The sequence below is a fragment of the Aquirufa sp. A-Brett2-15D genome (assembly GCF_054558735.1).
In genome coordinates, this window is the sequence record NZ_JBSKFT010000003.1 from 311,432 (window position 1) to 328,854 (window position 17,423).

The following is a 17,423-nucleotide window of genomic DNA, read 5'->3' on the forward strand; positions in this document are numbered from 1 at the left end:
TATCTTTTGTGTTAGTAAAGATATCATTAGATTTGTTGTGTAATAAGCGAATTAAAATGGACTATTCTCTCAGTTTTAAGGTAAACGAAAAGATCTACATCAGAGATCCGGAAAGCACGGAGCTGGGTAAGCAAATCGTTAAAAACGCTATTGATTTAATTTATAAGCTAGGTTTCGAGCATTTTACTTTTAAGAAACTGGCGTTAGAGATGAATACCACGGAGGCAACTATTTATCGGTATTTTGAGAACAAGCACCGTATACTTCTCTATATATTAAATTGGTATTGGTCTTATATGGAATACTTGGTCGTATTTCAGTTGCAGCCTTTGTCTACCTCTACAGATAAACTAAATCGCTTAGTTGAATTGCTGACGCACGCGCTACCGGAGAGTGCTGGTCAAACGGATTATAATAAAAATTACCTCCATCAAATCGTTATTTCTGAGAGTAGCAAAGTATACTTAGTTAAAGAAGTAAAAGAGATCAATGAAGACAAGGTATTTAAGCCGTTTAAGGATCTCTGTGCCTGTATTTCGGAGTTGATTCAGTCCCATAATCCTGCCTATCCTTATCCACATTCTTTAAGTAGTACCCTCATTGAAACAGCTCATTCGCAGCTATTTTTTAGCCATTATTTACCTAGGTTAACTGACGCGGGTAAGGAGAATAAGCAGTCATTTGTCGAGACCTATTTAAAGGATTTATTATTTAAATCCTTGCAGGCAAATTGACCCCTTCCGGACTTATTTCCTCCCATGTAGGTCGCTATGTAAGATGTCCTGCCCTGATATCTCGATGTAAGCCCTTGTAATTCAGTGAAATTCTGTATTTCTTGTGTAAAATTCTAAACCTACATGAAAAAATTAGCCGTATTATCTTTGGCGGGAATGCTGACGCTTTCTGTTTTGGCCTCCTTTCATTCCTCTACTTCTTCTAGTAAGACATCTTTAGATACCTTGAAAATTCCGGATGGAGTTGATCCAAATGATGAGAACTGGAAAGGGATTGATTTAGCGCCTAAAGCTCCGGTTCAACCCTTAACTATCGACGAGCAATTAAAGAAGTTTTTATTGCCTGAGGGCTATAAAATGCAACCCGTTTTAACGGAGCCGCAGATTCAGCAGCCAGCGGAAATTGTGTTTGACGGGAATGGCCGGATGTATGTTTTGGAGTTAAGATCCTATATGTTAGATGCGGATTCCAAAAACGAATTAGAACCGACCAGCCGTATTTCTCGCTGGGAAGACAAAGATAATGACGGAATTTACGAGACAGGAACGGCCTTCGTGGACGGATTAATCTTCCCACGTTTTGTTTTGCCTTATGGCAAAAATAGCGTGTTAACAATGGAATCTGATCAAGATAATATCTACAAATACACGGACACGAATGGCGATGGAAAGGCCGATAAAAAGGAGTTTTTCGCTAACAAATATGGACGTTCAGGAAATGTAGAGCACCAACAAGCCTTCTTGTTTTATGGGATGGACAACTGGTTATATTCAACGGTAAACGCTTTCCGAATCAGAGAAACTCCTACCGGAATTATCCGCGAAAAAACCGGTGCAAACCGCGCTCAATGGGGAATTACGCAGGATGATGACGGAAAATTGTACTTTCAAGGTGGAGCCTCTGGCGTGCCATCTCACTTTCAATTCCCGATTCAATACGGCAATTTTGAGGTGCCGAATGAGCTAGCACCAGGCTTCGTTGTTCCTTACGGCGCGCCGGTAAAAGTTTCCGACATGCAGGGTGGAATGGACGAAATTCGTCAGCCGGATGGTTCCTTAAATCGCGTGACAGGCTCAGCTGGAAATGATATTTTCCGCGGAGATCGTTTACCCGCTTCAGTTCGCGGGCAGCTATTTTATGGCGAGCCAGTGGCGCGTATTGTACGCCAAATCAACCCCATTAAAAAGGACGGTTTAACCACACTTCATAACGTTTTCCAAGATCAAAAATCCGAGTTTATTCGCTCGACCGATCCTTTGTTCCGCCCTATCGATATGGCTACCGCACCAGACGGAACGATGTACATCGTGGATATGTATCACGGTATTATTCAAGAAGGACAATGGACTCCTAAAGGCTCTTACTTACGCATGAAAATTGAGCAGTACAAGTTAGATAAAGTGGTGGGTTTAGGACGTATTTGGCGAGTAAGTCATGAGGGCTTCAAGCGCGACTCGAAACAACCTCGCATGTACGATGATAAGTCCGCGACTTTAGTGACCTATTTAAATCACCCGAATGGTTGGTGGCAAGATATGGCACAACAGGTGTTAGTGCAGCGCAATGATAAATCAGTGGTGCCGGCCTTGAATGCTTTGGCCTTGAAAGGGACGAATGTGAATGGAAGAATACATGCGATTTGGACATTAGAAGGCTTAGGTTCTTTGAAAGTGGCGACTGTTACTAAACTGATGTCAGACGTGAATCCACGCATTCGAATTCAAGCTTTGAAAGCTTCGGAAACTTTATACAAAGCGGGGGAAAAAGGCTTAGCGGAATTGTATAAAAAAGCGTTAGCCGATTCGGATAATGATGTGGTGATGCAGGCGATTTTTACTCAAAAATTCCTCAAAGTTCCTGAACTAGAATCAGGGATTAAAGCAACACTAGCTTCCAATAAATCGGCAGGGGTAAAGTTGATAGGAGAGCAAATTATTACGCCTCCTAAACCACGAACGAATGGGCCATTTAATGCACCGGAATTAAGCAAGGAGCAAAAGGGGGTTTTAGAGCGCGGGGAATTAGTGTTTGCGGAATTATGTTCACAATGTCACGGGAACGATGGGATGGGTAAGCCGATGGGAAATGGGAAGTTGTTAGCGCCGGCTTTGGCAGGATCCTTCCGCATTCAGCAACATCCAGAGTATGCAATTCGCGTGATTTTACACGGACTAGAAGGAGCGATTGAAGGTAAAACTTATGCGGGTGGTTTAATGCAACCGATGAAGGAGCAGTCAGATCAGTGGATTGCTGATGTCGTTTCTTATATCCGAAATGGTTTATCAAATGACGCGTCATTCGTGACTCCTGCGCAGGTGGCTGCCATCCGTGCGAACACAAACAAGCAGTCGGGGATGTATAAATTTGAGTCTTTAGCGAAGCAGGTTCCGATGGAATTTGTTCCGGACCAAAGCTGGAAATTCTACGCCACTCATACCGCGTCCACTCGCGTGGGAGGCAATGCTTCACCCAAAAGCGCCTTCAATTACGAAGGCTGGTCAACCGGCAAAACGCAAGAAAAAGACATGGTTTTCCAAGTGGAATTCCCTTCCGAATATACCTTGTCTGAGTTCCATTTTACCTCTACGTCTGGATTTAAAAGAGGCCAAAGACCGGCTGCCGGAGTCACACCCGAATTCACGCATACGTATCCACGTAATTTAATCATCGAGGCCTCGACTAACGGATCTGACTGGAAGTTAGTTCAAGCGAATGTGAAAGGAACACAAGGAGATAATATCGTGGCTATGACCCCAACTCGTACTAAGTTCTTGCGCTTGAAATTAGCGGAAGGAGTTAACGCCGCCGCCGACAACATTACCCCGTGGTCCATGCGATCGATGAAGATTTATGGATTGCGCTAAGATTGAACTGTTAGGCCCCTGAATTTGCTAGCCATTCATCAATTAAAAAAAGGAGCAGCGTCCGCAGGGCGCTGCTCCAAATAATTTATTTAAATAATTCCGCAACAGCAGCTTTTTCGTAGAATAACCACTCCTCTACTAGCTTGCCATCTTTGATTGCATCTACTACAAAAGTGACATTCTTAGCGGTTTTATCGCCTCTTGTGTAGATATTAGTTGTATGACTCATAACGTAACTAGTGTAGCCTTTTGAAGAAGGCTTATCGAATTGGTTTTCCCAAACCGGCCCCACTATAACCTTAATTTTGATTCCTTTGTCTGCTGATACTTTAAACATAGACATATTTCCATCGATACCCATTGAGTCTAAGTTATCGTGAAATACAACATCAGCAGAATAGGTAGAACGATAAGCTGCCGAATCTCCAGATTCATACGCTGCAATCATTTTTCTCACTAAATCTGTGTTAGCAGAACTGTCGATGGTGATACCGTTTTGGCCTTTTGCGCCAGTAGAAGCAGCTGCGCCGTCTTCTTTTTTAGTACAAGCGAAAATGCTTCCCGCAAGCGCGAATAATAGAATGATTTTTTTCATTTCTTTGATTGTTTAATGGGTTTATGTAAGTGCCAAAGAACGCGTAATAATTCCCCTTATTCCTTAACCATCAAACAAGCTTTGTTCCCTTTACGGATTTAGGAACAAATTCCTTTACGCATCTACCGCATCATACACGATTACTTTTTTCCACAAGTGCGCATAGTTTTTCACGAAGTCGACATGGATGGGGTGATCTTGGTACACTTTTTGGCCGGCCTCATCGTCGAAAAACATCAACTCCGAAACGTCCCAGCTCGTGTCTACCACGTCTCTTTTTTCTGTGGATGCCAAAGTCCCAATGTGGATTTCTTTGATAGACGGAATACCTTTTAGGGCTTTCAATCCTTTGACTAATTGTTGTTTGTCTTCTTCGGATGCGGGGTTATTTAGCCAGAAAAATACATGGTGCAATAAAGGTTTTTTAGCGGCTGCACTAAAAGTTCCGGTGCTAGCTAGCAAGCCAGCGGAGGCGATAAAGTTACGTCTTTTCATAGATTTAGATTTTGTTTCAATTTACAAGATAAAGGCGCTTTTTGCTAATAAATCACCCCAAATTCTGTAATTTAGACACTTAAATCCTATTATTATGAGCATACGACACGCAGGCATTTTTAATTTCAAAGCAACGGTTTCAGAATCGCAGAAACACGCATTTTTTGTGGCGCTGAAAGCTTTGGAAGAAATTAGCGGAGTAGAAAAAATGGAAGTTTCACGCCAAACCAGTTCGAAGAATAAGTTCAAATACGGTTTCTCGATGGAGTTCGCCTCAAACGAAATTTACCAGGCCTATTCGATTCATCCGCAGCACGATGCTTTTGTACAGAACTTCTTTATTCCGCTCGTGGACGATTTTATGGAGATCGATACCGAGAAGCTAATGTAATCAAGGCATCTAATTTTGCTTTCAGCGACTCTGTTAAAGGATCGACTTTTCGTCGCGTGGCTAAGGAAATAGGGAAGCCCTGTTTTTGCAACACATACTTAGCGCTAGTGGGATATGCGGAGTGCATCAACTCCATATTTTCAGTCAAAAATTCCTGAAATTCATCCGTAGGATGAGAGCAAAAACCAGCAATTAAATCCGGGAAAAAGTTTCCTTGAATGCAGGAAAGACCCATCGAACCGGCTTCTAGAGAGGCTTTGGCATGCACCATATAGGCATCATAAACACCGAATCGCGCGCCCATCCCCGCGTTAATTTTTGCCTTTACCTGATCTATATCGAGCGATGTATCCTTGTGGTAGCACAGGCGATCGGACCTTAAAAGATCCTGCAAAACAGGAAGACTCACGAGTCGCTTATAGGGAACGGGGCATTCATAAATGCCAAAAGGAACGCCCGGCGTCAAATCCATCCATTGATGAATCCGCGCTAAAAACACCTCATCCGATTCTTCGGCGGCAACAAATTGATTGTTCAAAACGATGACCGCATCGACGCCCAGCGCATATACCTGATTCGAGAAGTCTGCCATCTCTTCCACAGACCCGTTAAAAGTTCCCGTTGCCACCACTGGCACGCGACCTGCCGTTTGATCCACCACCGTTTGGATCACAGCTAATCTTTCTTGCGCAGACAATTCATACATCTCACTCGACAAGCAATTCGCAAAAAGTCCAACGACTCCATTGTCGATATAATTATCACACAGCGCGCGCAAAGTCGTAAAGTCGACCGATAAATCGTCGTTAAACGGCGTTAGCATAACTGGAATAAAACCGCGCGGCAAGGCGTTCATTTGGCTCGAATTTTATGTAGTAAATAACCGATTCCTACGATGCTTAGCGTCCCTACCACCACCGTCATTTTACTATCTAAAGGAATTTGCAAGTAGGTGGGCAAGGCATCTTTAAATGACATTCCTGCGATGAGAATCAGCCCTAAAAATGCGGCTATTTTAGCCTCTGAATTGCCTACTTTTTTAGCTAGGAATCCAAGCAAAAATATCCCTAACATTCCTCCCGCAAAAATTCCGGAAAGCTTCCACCACACATCTAAAAGGCTTTTTACGCCTATCATACTGATGCCAAAAACGATCCCTAAACTGCCCATACAAGCGGTGGCTACTAGCAATACTCGAAACTGTTTTTTTTCACCGGCAACCGGGTCGATATAGCGCAAATAAATGTCCTTTAAAAAGACCGTGGCCGAACTATTCATCCCGGAACTCATGGTACTCATTCCTGCTGACATGAGAGCCGCTACCAGTAAACCTAAAAAGCCGGCCGGGATTTGTGTTTTCATAAAAAAGGGTAAAACTCGGTCGCCATAGTCACTTGCTTTTAAGGCCTCTAAGGGGATATTTTTTTCAAGGGAAACCTGCTGTTTCAATTCGAAAATGAGCGCTGGATTATCCCCATAAAAGGCATATAGTGCCGTCCCAATGAAGAAAAACAAGAAGGAAACCGGCACATAATAGAGAACGCAGAGCCAAATACTCTTCGCCGCATCGCCTGGATTTTTAGCGGTATGGTAACGCTGGATGTAGTTTTGGTCTATACCGAAATTCGTCAAATTAATGAAAAAGCCATACAGCAAAATCACCCAAAAAGAGCTCGTACCCAAGTCAAAATTCCAGGTACCTAAACTGAATTTATCCTCCCGCATTCCCGTTTCAATAATCGTGCTGATTGTAGTCTTCAAAGTGATTAAATACAAAATCATCGCGGCACCCATTGTCTTTAAAACGGCCTGAATTACCTCCGTCCAAATCACCGCTTCCATCCCCCCTAAAACTGTATAAAGAATGATGCAAAGTCCAGCGACGATAATTATCAGGCGCATATCGATTCCTGTTAGCGCATTCAAAGTCAGCGCGATTCCATAAAAAATTGTCCCCATTCTCGCGAGCTGTGTCAGAATAAAACAGACCATCGCATAGGTCCGAGCCCATCCACCAAATCGCTTTTCTAAATGAGTATACGCACTAATTTCCCCGCTCTCCCGGTAAAAGGGCACAAACCATTTCGTGGCCACGATGGCTGCAAGTGGAATCGATAGACTGAAAACGAAGGGATTCCAATTCGCCCCAAAAGACTTTCCTGGATCCCCTAAAAAAGTAATGGCACTCAGAAAGGTGGCATAGAAACTAAGCCCCAAAGCCCAGCCCGGAATCGCTCCAGAAGCTGTCGTGAATTGTGCCGAACTCTTGTTTTTTCTTGAGAAATAAACCCCGACTCCTATCATGGATAGGAGGTAAAATACAATGATAAGGAGGTCTATCGAAGCCATTAAAGCGAAAGAATGACGTGTTTAATTTTCTTCCGCTTCCAAGTATAGGTGATGTGGACTTTGCCGTCTTTAGTCTGTATAACCGCCGGATAGGAAAATTCCTGGCCCGGCTCGTTTTCTAAAGTGGCGATATCTTTCCAGATTTTTCCATCGCTAGAAATGGCCACACTGATAGGCGAACGACCTTTTTTAACGGGATTGTAAACGATGACGTGTCGGCCATCTTTCAGCGTGACGGCATCGATTCCAGAGCTAGGATTCAATAAAGTCGACGGCTCTAGAGCAGTCCAGGTGCGCCCTAAATCACTTGAAAAGGCCTGAAGGACAAATCCGTTTTCAGAACGACAAACTAATTGCAAGCGGCCGTCTGGTAAGAATAAAACACTCGGTTGAATCGCTGAAGTAGTGACACCGTCATTTAATGGCCCTGTTCTGGTCCAAGTTTTCCCCCAATCGCGCGTGAATTCCATGTGTAATCTCCAGTCGTGATCTTCGGAGCTCGATGGGCATAAAAGGGTTCCGTCTTTTAAAAGAACAGCCTTATTTTTAACAGGACCATAAATGTCTTTTGGTAGTCTTTCTGATGCTGACCAGGTTTTGCCTCCGTCGAAGGACCTTTTTAACATGCCCCACCACTCGTCAGGTGCTGGCCCGTCTTTGTAAAATAGGATTAATTCTTTTCCAGGGACTTGGAATAATACGGGGTTCCAAAGAGGATATCTCTTTCCATCCCCCTGCACGCCATTCGCAATCTCTACCGGCGTTTCCCATTTACCGTTGACATAATGGCTAAACCAAATTCCCACATCTGGACTTTTTTCGTGCTTTCCTCCAAACCAAGCACTCACTAAGCCAGTCGGCGTTTCCTCGATGGTAGACGCATGACAGGATGGATAAGGAGCCGTTTCGTAAATAAAGGCTGATTGTTCAATTTGTGCTTTTGCACTAAAAGCCCAAGCAAAGAGTAGGCTAGCGTAAACAATTTTCATAGGTTTCATAGGTTGTTAGAGTAATATTATAAAAAAATCGATAATTTCGAATGATTTAATCCTATTTAATGAAACACTTTATACTATTTCTTAGCCTATTGAGCTTCACCGCCTTAGGACAAGCAGACTTCGAGAAAAACTTGCAGAAACGCTTGATTCTAGCCGAAGATGGTTCCACGATTGAGATCGAGGCGGGGCGTTTTCAATTGACTAAGGGTTTGTCTTTGGAAGGTAAAAAGAACATCACCTTACGTGGAAAGGGAATAGATAAAACCATCCTAAGTTTTAAAGGCCAAACTCAAGGCGCAGAAGGAATCAGAGTTTCGAATTGTGAAAACATCGTTATAGAAGATATGACGACGGAGGATTCTAAAGGGGATTTGATCAAGACGATGAATGTAAAAGGCATTACCTTTCGCCGTATCAAAGCCGCCTGGACGGGTGGACCTAAGTCCACCAATGGCTCCTATGGGCTATATCCTGTATTATGCGATAACGTTTTGATCGATTCCTGTATCGCCATAGGTGCCTCAGATGCGGGAATTTACGTGGGACAATCTCAGCACATCATCGTTCGCAACTGTGAAGCCTATCAAAATGTAGCTGGAATCGAGATTGAAAATTCGCTGTATGCGGATGTATATAATAACAAGGCGATCGGTAATACGGGCGGAATTTTAGTATTTGATTTGCCTGATTTAGTTCAAAAAAAAGGGGGTCACGTTCGTGTTCACCACAACCTAGTGAAGGATAATAACCTAGCGAATTTCGCACCCAAGGGAAACATCGTGGGCAATGTGCCAAAAGGTACGGGGATGATGGTGTTAGCGACGAGTAATGTCGAGTTTTTTGAGAATCAGATTATCAATCACGCTACGATTGGAGTCGCGATCATCTCTTATTATATGACCGAAAATGCTATTAAAGATAAGGATTACGATCCGTATCCGACAGCCATTTCAATCCATCATAACACCTTCGAGCGTAAGCCGAGAAGGGTGCCGATTGATAGCCGTTTTGGTAAGATGTACCGCTTCGTTTTACGCTTAGGGCGCCAAGTTCCGATGGTCGTTTATGACGGCATTTTAAATCCGAAGAAAGTAGGTCCAGATGGGAAATATCCTTTAGATTATTCCATTTGTGTGCATGATAATGTGAACCAAAGCACCGCCTTCCTCGATGCGGAGAATAATTTCAAAGGCTTAAAGCAAGGCAAGGATCTCTTTGATTGCGATTTAGAAAACGTCAAATCGATTAAATTCTAATGCGGATTTTAGGTATACTTTTTCTGGGGGTTATTGCCTTTATTAGCTTGATATCAGCAGATGCAAACTACAAGGAAAACCTATCTGATTACGGTTTTTTCAAAGGAACTGTAAAGGATCAAATTCCTGCTGATGGCGTCATGCCTTATGCCTTGAATTCCCCTCTTTTCTCTGATTATGCTTCTAAGTTACGTTTCGTAAGGCTACCAGAAGGTAAATCTGTGGCCTATAATCCTGATTCGGTTTTGCAATTCCCGGTGGGAACGGCCATCGTAAAGACCTTTTATTATCCCATCGATGAGCGAAATCCGAAGAAAGGACGTCGCTTAATGGAAACTCGGATTTTATTGCATGAGGCCAAAGGCTGGGTGGCTTTGCCCTATATTTGGAACAAAGAACAAACAGACGCAGTCCTCGAAGTAGCGGGTGGTAGCGACCAGGTTTCTTGGATAGATGGCGCGGGTAAAAAACAGTCCTTCGAATACCAGGTGCCTAACATGAACCAATGTAAGGGTTGCCACGAACGCTCCGGCGAAATGACCCCCATCGGTCCTTCGGTTCGACAATTAAACGATGGTCATCAATTACAAAATTGGTCGACCACCGGACTTTTAAAGGGTTTACCTAAAGACCACATTCCCGCCCTCGTTAACTATTCAGATGCCAGCGCCTCCCTCGATGATCGCGTAAAAGCGTACCTTGATATTAACTGTGCGCACTGCCATAATTCGACGGGTCCAGCCCGATCTTCAGGTCTTTACTTAGACTGGAATTCGAAAGATCGCACGGCTTATGGATTCTTCAAACCCCCGGTGGCGGCGGGTCGCGGATCCGGAAATTTAAGTTATGACATAGTTCCGGGAAAGCCTGACCAGAGTATATTATACTACCGAATGGCTTCTCGTGATCCCGGTGTCATGATGCCAGAACTAGGTCGTCAACTTACTCATCACGAGGGAGTTGAGTTAATTCGAAGCTGGATTTCTTCTCTTAACTAGTGGATGGATTTGTTCCAAAATCCGATTTTGGAACAAATGATACTAGTTATGTAATTTCTTTTAATAAGAATGTTTCTAGGTTTAGGAAACATTTAACCAAATAAAGAAATGAAAAAACTACTTACCTCATTAGCCTTAGTCTTGCTGGTATCTGCAGCGACTTTCGCGCAAAATCGCTACGCTATCGTAGCGTTTCACAAATTACAGCCGGGTAAAACAATGGATGATGCAATTGCCATCGAAAAGCAATGGGCGCAACTTCATCAAGTTAGAAAAAATGCCGGCGTTATCTCCGATTGGATCATGTATGTTCCTTATAATGGGATGAAGTCAGAAGGAATCGATTTTGATTATATCACGGTAAATGGCGGTACTGATTTGGATAAATTACATACGTATCCAATGGAAATTTTTGCTGACATGGTAAAGGCAAATCCTACTGCGCTCGATAAACTTGCTGCTGCTACGGCTAGTACTCAAACTATCCTGCGTCAAGCTATTTCCAAAAGAGTTAATGGTACCGCAAAAGGAACCAATAAGACTCAATTCTTAGTTTTTGATTTAATGAAAGTGGCAGATGGTGCAGCTTATGAGGCATTTGAAAACAAGGTTTTGAAAGTTCACGAGGCTAGAGTCGAAGCAGGAAATATCTCCGGATGGTCTTTATACAAGACACTTTATCCTTCATCTGATGATGTTTCTGCTAACTATTTTACGATCCAAAGCTATGATAAACTATCAAAAATAGATCAAATGATGGAAAGCTACAGCAAGGCAATTCCAAAAGCATTAGGAGTTTCTGCAGAGGAATTTATGAAGCAAGCGACTGTTAAAAGAATTATGACAGGAACGATGCTTACAACGGTAGCCGTATCAATTAAATAAAAATAAACAGAACGATGAAAAAAATTATCATGATCATGGCTGTTGCGACAGCCTTATTCTCTTGCGGACAAAAGCAAGATTCCGCAGCTTCTTCAACGGAGGCAACGAAGGATTCTTTAGGTGGAATGATGACATCTACGGATGCTAAATCTTTAGCAGTTAAAGCACAAATCAAGGCTTATACGGAGAACGATTCTGCGAATTATGGGGCAATTATTGCAGACAATGTGAAGCTTTATTTCCCTAATGATACCGTAGTAGATGTTCAAGGTAAAGCAGGCTATGTGGCAACTTTTTTAGGTCAGCATAAGATGTATGAGAACATAAACGTATCTCGTTTACGCGTTATGACGATTACTTTAGGAAATGGTGAAACATGGACAGATACTTGGGGTGTTTGGTCAGCAAAAGGTCGTGCATCTGGTAAAGTAGTATTCGTTCCGATTCACATTGTGGATCGTTGGGATGGGGATAAAATCGTAGGAGAATACCACTTCTGGGATAATAAAGCTAATGAAAATGAGGCAGCTGCTATGGCTGCAGCAGCTGCAGGTAAAAAATAGTAAAATTTTTGTTGAAAAGGGTTTAATAAAAGGGGGGGCTGCTAGACCCCCCTTTTTTCATTTTAGCACCTAATTTTAGTTATCATATTTCGAAAGAAATATGGACTTTTCCACCCAATCCCTTTTCAACAATATCGTATAAAGTCTTCATGGTAACATTGCTCCCATCGTTTTCTACTCGAGAAATATAAGAACGCTTTTTGTTGATAATTGTCCCTAATTGTTCTTGAGTTAGGTTTTTTTGCTCCCTCGCATTCCGCAAAAGAAGGCCGATTTTGAAAGATTCGAAGTCTCTCTCGACCCCGTCTCTGCGCTCGGTTCCTATTTCGCCATAGACCGAGTCTTTTATTTTTTTCCAGGATTTAGTTTCCATTTTTTTCTAAGTTAGGCAATTATCTAACGGGTTTATTTCAATTACAACGTAACTTTAAAGTTACGTTTAAATTTTGTATTTCCAAATCTCCGCATAATATTGCCCCCATCTGAACAGCTTATTGATAATTTGAAAAAATAACTAAAAAAATAGTTAGAAAGATTTTGTAACTAAAAATTTAGTTATACATTTGCCTCATCGAAAGATATAACGAAACACGAAAAAGATGAAAAAACTAACACAAGCGGAGGAGCAGGTAATGCAGGTGATTTGGAATTTGTCAGAGGGCGGATTCCTAAAGGACATCATCGAACTGTTGCCGGAGCCAAAGCCGCATTCGAATACGGTCGCGACTTTGTTGAAGATTTTAGTGGAGAAGGATTTTGTCCAAATCTTTAATCCGAATCGCAACAACTTGTATTCCGCGAAGGTCTCGAAGCGGGATTATTCAGGCCAAAGAATGGCCGGTCTAACGGATTCCTTTTTCGACGGATCATACGCGAATGTGGTGTCTTATTTAGTGGACAAAAAACAGATGTCCATCGAAGATCTAGAATTGTTGTTGCAAAACCTTAAATCGAAAGGCGATGAATAAGACGGAACTATTTATGTACCTGCTGAAATCGATGATTTTGTCGGGGATTTTCTTTGGTTATTATTCGCTGTTTCTAAAGAACACGATTTACCACGCCTACAATCGCTTTTATTTATTGGCTTCGATGGCGTTGAGTTTAGTGATTCCATTTTTGAACCTATCGATGTTTACGATTGCCGAGGAAGAGCTGCCAGTTGCTCAGGTTTTAATGTACCTAACATCCGTTTCCCAAGGGCCAGTACAAGATTCGAGCATGGCTTGGGAAATACTAGCGATAGGTTTAATCAGTACACTATTTGTAGGTTATTTGGCCTATAGTATTCTCCGAATATACCTGTTGAAAAAGAAAAATCCTGTGACGAATATGGGGGAGTTTGACTTCATCGAAACGGAGTTAGATGAGGCACCCTTTTCGTTTTTTAATAACCTTTTTTGGAAGAAGTCGATCTCCATAGAGGATGAAGGTGGTCGGAAAATATTGCAACACGAGCTTTCACATATCCGCCAAAACCACTCCATCGATCGCTTATTTTCTCAAACGATTTGCGCGATTTTTTGGATGAATCCTTTCAACTGGATCATTCAAAAAGAATTGCAAAATATCCATGAATTCATTGCCGACCGGGACGCGGTAGGCACGGGTGAAGTGGATGCTTTTGCCAAAATGCTCTTAAAAACCTATTACGGTAATCATTTTTTAAACCCGAGTCACTCATTTTATTATTCATCCATTAAACGAAGAATTATTATGTTAACAACCTCCAAAACCCCCCAATACGCCTACCTTAGAAAGGTGGCTGTGTTGCCCATGTTGGCTTTTATTTTGGCCTTATTTTCCATCCAATTAAGTGCGCAAAAACCGAAGGCTAAAAAAGAAAATGTTACCCAATTCACGGTCACTATGCGACCAGATTCCACCACTTTTTCAGACCCTAAAACGGGTAAGAAAGTGTTTTCCGTAGCCACGCGAGATATGCCACCTCCGCCGCCACCCACTGCTGCGCCAGGAGCTCCCACTCCACCGACTCCTCCTGACATTAAGTCGATTAAAGTAGACACGGTGGAAATTAGAGGGACTCGCAACGGAAAAGTTATGGTTGTTGGTTCTTATTACGTAAACACATCTCCTAAAGATCAATCGAACATCGTTTTGACGCCTTTCTCTGGCCAAAAAGACAAACCACTCATTGTCATTGATGGAGTCATTACCTCCGAGATGAACATGAACGATATCAAGCCAAACGATATCAAATCAATGAATATCTTGAAAGGCGATAACGCCAAAGCAAAATACGGAGAAAAAGGAGCAAGCGGTGTTATAGAAATCACCACGAAGAAGCCCTAAGCGAAAAAGGTTTTAAAAAATGATTTAATAGTACGTAATAGGCGGTGATTTTCACCAGCCTATTACCGTTTAAACCTATTTGCAAATTTTCCCTAGAACCTCTACCTTGTGGCTTAATTCTAAATAAAAAAACCTTGAAAAAATTCTTCAAAATCCTAGGCTGGACATTGCTGACTTTTGTCGTTCTACTCTTCGCAGCTGGAAGTCTATTTATCTACAAAGTGAAGAACGGCTTCCCTGTTTCTTATGAGACCGAGAAACCAGCTTTGTCTATACCTGCAGAAAAACCGGCTATCCTTTTATTCTCTAAAACGACGGGATTCAGACACGGAGAATCGATCGATGCATCAAGTCTTAAATTGAGAGAGTTATGCCATAAAAACCCCAGCTGGTATTTATATGAAACGGAAGCAGGAGGGATATTTAATACGGATCAATTAGCACAATTCGAGGTCGTGATTTTTAATAATTCGACAGGACGAGTTCTGGATGACGAACAGCAAAAAGCCTTAGAGAAGTACGTAGAGAATGGCGGAACCTTGATGGGAATTCACGGGGCGGGAGATGATTCACATCATTGGGATTGGTACGAAAAGAATCTCTTAGGGGCTAAGTTTTCGCATCATCCGTTGAATCCGCAGTTTCAAAAAGCGCAAGTTTCATTGAAGGACACCACTTTTTCACCTGGGTTATCTAAGTCCTTTGAGGGTAATGACGAATGGTATGTTTTCTTGAATCAACCTAAGGACGCCACTATAGTTTACTCCATCGATGGAGATAAAATTTTGCCTAGTGGAAATATGTTGTGGATGAAAGATAAGAATTTTGGGATGGGGAAAAACCACCCAGTGGCTTGGCATAAAAAGGTCGGAAAAGGAAAGACTTTTTACACCTCGATGGGGCACTCGAAGGAGGTTTGGGCGAATCCGGATTTTGTTAGTTTAATCGAAGAAGCGATTAAATGGGGATATCGAAAGTAGCTGGATCCGGGCAATTCTCTGCATAAAAAGCCAGATCTCGTTGAGAACAAACGCCTGGATAATCACCTTGAAATCCTTGCATATCGCGTATCAGTTGGAAGTGTAAATGCGGAGGCCATCCGCCATTTTCATCACGTTCCCCTAGGTGGCAAATAAGCTGTCCCTCAGCAATGGGCATTCCCTCAGATAGCCCCTTCAGATCTGAGGCTGATAAATGCCCATATAAACTATAAATCCCTAGAAGTGGATGGTGTAAAATAATTGTAGGCCCATAATTTCCGGAGCCCGGATTCACCTGAAAACTGTGCACCACGCCATCCGCCACAGCAAAAACAGGCGTTCCCGCCGCAGTCCAAAAATCAATTCCTAAATGAATGTTTCTAAAGTTTGCAGAAGTAGTAGCGAAATTTTCGTGCGCCTCATAAATGACCCGGTGTTCGAGGTAGCCGCCTACACCGATTTTGGCCCCTAATTTCTGGTCTATATACGAGCAAAAAGCCTCAATATTCGAAAATATGAATGGATTCAACTCCTTATTCGAAGCACTGAGATCAAGTGTAACGCTGTTCGAAGGTGTTAGAGGCTCAGAAAATAGGCGATGAATCATTCTTGAATTAATTTCAGTAAATTTAGCGAAAGATCCGCTACACGCTTACTAATCCTTCTTTTTCTGACTCCCTTTTTCATCTCTTACCTTTAGACTTTGACATTAACATTGAAAAATGAAAAAATTCTATCTACTCTTAGCGCTGCCCTTTTTGGCTCAAGCGCAGAAAATCGACAAAATCATTACGCGCGCAGAAACCGAGCGTATTGAAACCTATTTAGCCTCTAACGAATTAGCGGGCAGAAAACTGTTCACTCCGGGAATCGAAAATGCGGCGAATTTCATCGCAGGCGAATTTGAGAAAGCAGGCTTGCAGAAAACGAAAGACTCTTATTTGCAGAGTTTCCCCATGTTTAAATCCCAGCTTATTAGCACTTCGGGCAGCCTCGATGATAAGGTAATTGACTCTAAACAAGTCGCCATTCTTTCGAAAGAGAAATCCATTCAGATAGACGAAAAATCGGGTTACGAAGTGGCGAGCATGAAGGAAGGAGAGAATTTTGGCCAAAACATCTACCGAATTATGAATGCGACGAAACCAACAATCGCCTTCTTGCATGAGAGCTTTACGAAATTCATTCCGCGCCTTTCAGGTAGAGGTCCGATGAAAGAAAGCCAGTCGACCATCGTATTCGTGATTTCGAATACGGTTCCTTCTACTTTTAAAATTACGGCGACTCAACAAGTGGAGCGACTTCAACTCTCTAATGTCGTAGGCATCCTACCCGGTAAATCTCGCCCGAATGAATACGTGATTTTCTCCGGCCACTATGACCACCTAGGCATAGGCAAGCCGGTACAAGGGGATTCGATTTATAATGGCGCAAATGACGATGCGGCTGGAACCACCGCGGTGATGATGCTAGCGAAATACTATGCGAAAATGAAGAATAACGAGCGCACCTTAATCTTTGCTGCTTTTACTGCAGAGGAAAGCGGAGGCTTTGGAAGTTCCTATTTCTCTAAGCAATTTAACCCGGATCAGGTGATGGCCATGTTTAATTTAGAGATGATCGGAACAGAAAGTAAGTGGGGGAGAAATAGCGCCTATATTACGGGGTATGAGAAGTCGTCGATGGGGGAAATTTTGAAGAAGAATTTAGCAGGATCTGAGTTTACTTTCTATCCAGATCCGTATCCAGATCAAAACTTGTTCTACCGTTCAGACAATGCAACCTTAGCAGAGTTAGGCGTACCAGCGCATACCATTTCTACATCGAAGATGGACAGCGAGCCTAATTACCACAAGGTGAGTGATGAAGTACAGACTTTGGACCTAGACAACATGACCGAAATCATTAAGGCCATCGCGAAGAGCGCAACGAGTATTATTTCTGGGGGAGACACCCCTAGCCGCGTAGATACTACTAAGCTTAAATAAAAAAAGCCGCTCC

The 17,423-nt window shown here is 42.5% G+C and carries 18 protein-coding genes; 11 read left to right on the plus strand and 7 right to left on the minus strand.

From position 1 onward, the window contains the following. Nucleotides 1–56 precede the first annotated feature (56 nt). Nucleotides 57–734: a TetR/AcrR family transcriptional regulator gene (locus ACST14_RS09425; protein ID WP_459462916.1), complete on the plus strand. Its 678-nt coding sequence runs from the start codon at nt 57–59 to the stop codon at nt 732–734. A 123-nt stretch (nt 735–857) separates the two neighbouring features. After that, nucleotides 858–3,599 carry a DUF7133 domain-containing protein gene (locus tag ACST14_RS09430; RefSeq protein ID WP_459462918.1) on the plus strand — a complete coding sequence of 914 codons (2,742 nt, stop codon included), beginning with the start codon at nt 858–860 and terminating at the stop codon, nt 3,597–3,599. 85 nt (nt 3,600–3,684) lie between these two features. On the opposite strand, the gene ACST14_RS09435 is transcribed toward ACST14_RS09430, so the two are convergent. Both ACST14_RS09435 and ACST14_RS09440 read right to left on the minus strand, forming a co-directional pair. Next, nucleotides 3,685–4,194, minus strand: coding sequence for a nuclear transport factor 2-like protein (locus ACST14_RS09435; protein WP_459462920.1), 510 nt, complete (start codon nt 4,192–4,194; stop codon nt 3,685–3,687). A gap of 114 nt (nt 4,195–4,308) precedes the next feature. Next, nucleotides 4,309–4,689 (minus strand): Dabb family protein, encoded by a 381-nt coding sequence (locus ACST14_RS09440; protein ID WP_459462922.1) that lies wholly within the window; start codon nt 4,687–4,689, stop codon nt 4,309–4,311. Nucleotides 4,690–4,783: 94 nt separating this feature from the next. On the opposite strand from ACST14_RS09440, the gene ACST14_RS09445 reads away from it, so the two are divergent. Further along, nucleotides 4,784–5,080 (plus strand): Dabb family protein, encoded by a 297-nt coding sequence (locus ACST14_RS09445; RefSeq protein WP_459462924.1) that lies wholly within the window; start codon nt 4,784–4,786, stop codon nt 5,078–5,080. Here the strand turns inward: ACST14_RS09445 and ACST14_RS09450 are convergent. Genes ACST14_RS09450 through ACST14_RS09460 form a run of 3 tightly spaced genes read right to left on the minus strand, consistent with a single transcriptional unit; the run spans nt 5,049 to nt 8,418 of the window. Beyond that, entirely contained in the window at nt 5,049–5,936 is an 888-nt protein-coding gene (locus ACST14_RS09450) for a dihydrodipicolinate synthase family protein (protein WP_459462926.1), read from the minus strand. The genes ACST14_RS09445 and ACST14_RS09450 overlap by 32 nt on opposite strands. Further along, nucleotides 5,933–7,384 (minus strand): sodium:solute symporter family protein, encoded by a 1,452-nt coding sequence (locus ACST14_RS09455; RefSeq protein ID WP_459462928.1) that lies wholly within the window; start codon nt 7,382–7,384, stop codon nt 5,933–5,935. The genes ACST14_RS09450 and ACST14_RS09455 overlap by 4 nt, the downstream gene beginning before the upstream one ends. A 44-nt stretch (nt 7,385–7,428) precedes the next feature. After that, nucleotides 7,429–8,418, minus strand: a complete 990-nt coding sequence (locus ACST14_RS09460; protein WP_459462930.1) for a sialidase family protein — start codon at nt 8,416–8,418, stop codon at nt 7,429–7,431. A gap of 68 nt (nt 8,419–8,486) precedes the next feature. On the opposite strand from ACST14_RS09460, the gene ACST14_RS09465 reads away from it, so the two are divergent. From ACST14_RS09465 to ACST14_RS09480, 4 genes are all read left to right on the plus strand, one after another. Next, the gene (locus ACST14_RS09465) at nt 8,487–9,683 is read left to right on the plus strand and encodes a parallel beta-helix domain-containing protein (RefSeq protein ID WP_459462932.1); all 1,197 of its coding nucleotides are present in this window, start codon (nt 8,487–8,489) and stop codon (nt 9,681–9,683) included. After that, complete coding sequence (locus tag ACST14_RS09470) at nt 9,683–10,681, plus strand: SO2930 family diheme c-type cytochrome (RefSeq protein WP_459462934.1); 999 nt, start codon at nt 9,683–9,685, stop codon at nt 10,679–10,681. Before ACST14_RS09465 ends, ACST14_RS09470 begins: the two co-directional genes overlap by 1 nt. A 108-nt stretch (nt 10,682–10,789) precedes the next feature. Beyond that, nucleotides 10,790–11,566: a hypothetical protein gene (locus tag ACST14_RS09475; protein ID WP_459462936.1), complete on the plus strand. Its 777-nt coding sequence runs from the start codon at nt 10,790–10,792 to the stop codon at nt 11,564–11,566. Between the two features lie 14 nt (nt 11,567–11,580). Beyond that, on the plus strand, nt 11,581–12,129 hold the full coding sequence (locus ACST14_RS09480) for a nuclear transport factor 2 family protein (protein ID WP_459462938.1): 549 nt from the start codon (nt 11,581–11,583) through the stop codon (nt 12,127–12,129). 82 nt (nt 12,130–12,211) lie between these two features. Here ACST14_RS09480 and ACST14_RS09485 read toward each other — a convergent pair whose 3' ends face one another. Next, nucleotides 12,212–12,502 carry a helix-turn-helix domain-containing protein gene (locus tag ACST14_RS09485; protein WP_459462940.1) on the minus strand — a complete coding sequence of 97 codons (291 nt, stop codon included), beginning with the start codon at nt 12,500–12,502 and terminating at the stop codon, nt 12,212–12,214. Between the two features lie 226 nt (nt 12,503–12,728). Here ACST14_RS09485 and ACST14_RS09490 point away from each other — a divergent pair, with 226 nt between their 5' ends. The 3 genes from ACST14_RS09490 (at nt 12,729) to ACST14_RS09500 (ending at nt 15,422) form a co-directional block, all read left to right on the plus strand. Beyond that, entirely contained in the window at nt 12,729–13,097 is a 369-nt protein-coding gene (locus ACST14_RS09490; RefSeq protein WP_459462942.1) for a BlaI/MecI/CopY family transcriptional regulator, read from the plus strand. Continuing rightward, nucleotides 13,090–14,442, plus strand: coding sequence for a M56 family metallopeptidase (locus ACST14_RS09495; RefSeq protein ID WP_459462944.1), 1,353 nt, complete (start codon nt 13,090–13,092; stop codon nt 14,440–14,442). The genes ACST14_RS09490 and ACST14_RS09495 overlap by 8 nt, the downstream gene beginning before the upstream one ends. Before the next feature lie 134 nt (nt 14,443–14,576). After that, entirely contained in the window at nt 14,577–15,422 is an 846-nt protein-coding gene (locus tag ACST14_RS09500; protein WP_459462946.1) for a ThuA domain-containing protein, read from the plus strand. On the opposite strand, the gene ACST14_RS09505 is transcribed toward ACST14_RS09500, so the two are convergent. Continuing rightward, a complete protein-coding gene (locus ACST14_RS09505) occupies nt 15,400–16,029 on the minus strand; it encodes a peptidoglycan DD-metalloendopeptidase family protein (RefSeq protein WP_459462948.1) in 630 nt (209 codons plus the stop codon). The two genes, ACST14_RS09500 and ACST14_RS09505, sit on opposite strands and share 23 nt — an antisense overlap. A gap of 115 nt (nt 16,030–16,144) precedes the next feature. On the opposite strand from ACST14_RS09505, the gene ACST14_RS09510 reads away from it, so the two are divergent. Further along, nucleotides 16,145–17,410, plus strand: coding sequence for a M28 family peptidase (locus tag ACST14_RS09510; protein WP_459462950.1), 1,266 nt, complete (start codon nt 16,145–16,147; stop codon nt 17,408–17,410). The last annotated feature ends 13 nt before the right edge of the window (nt 17,411–17,423 follow it).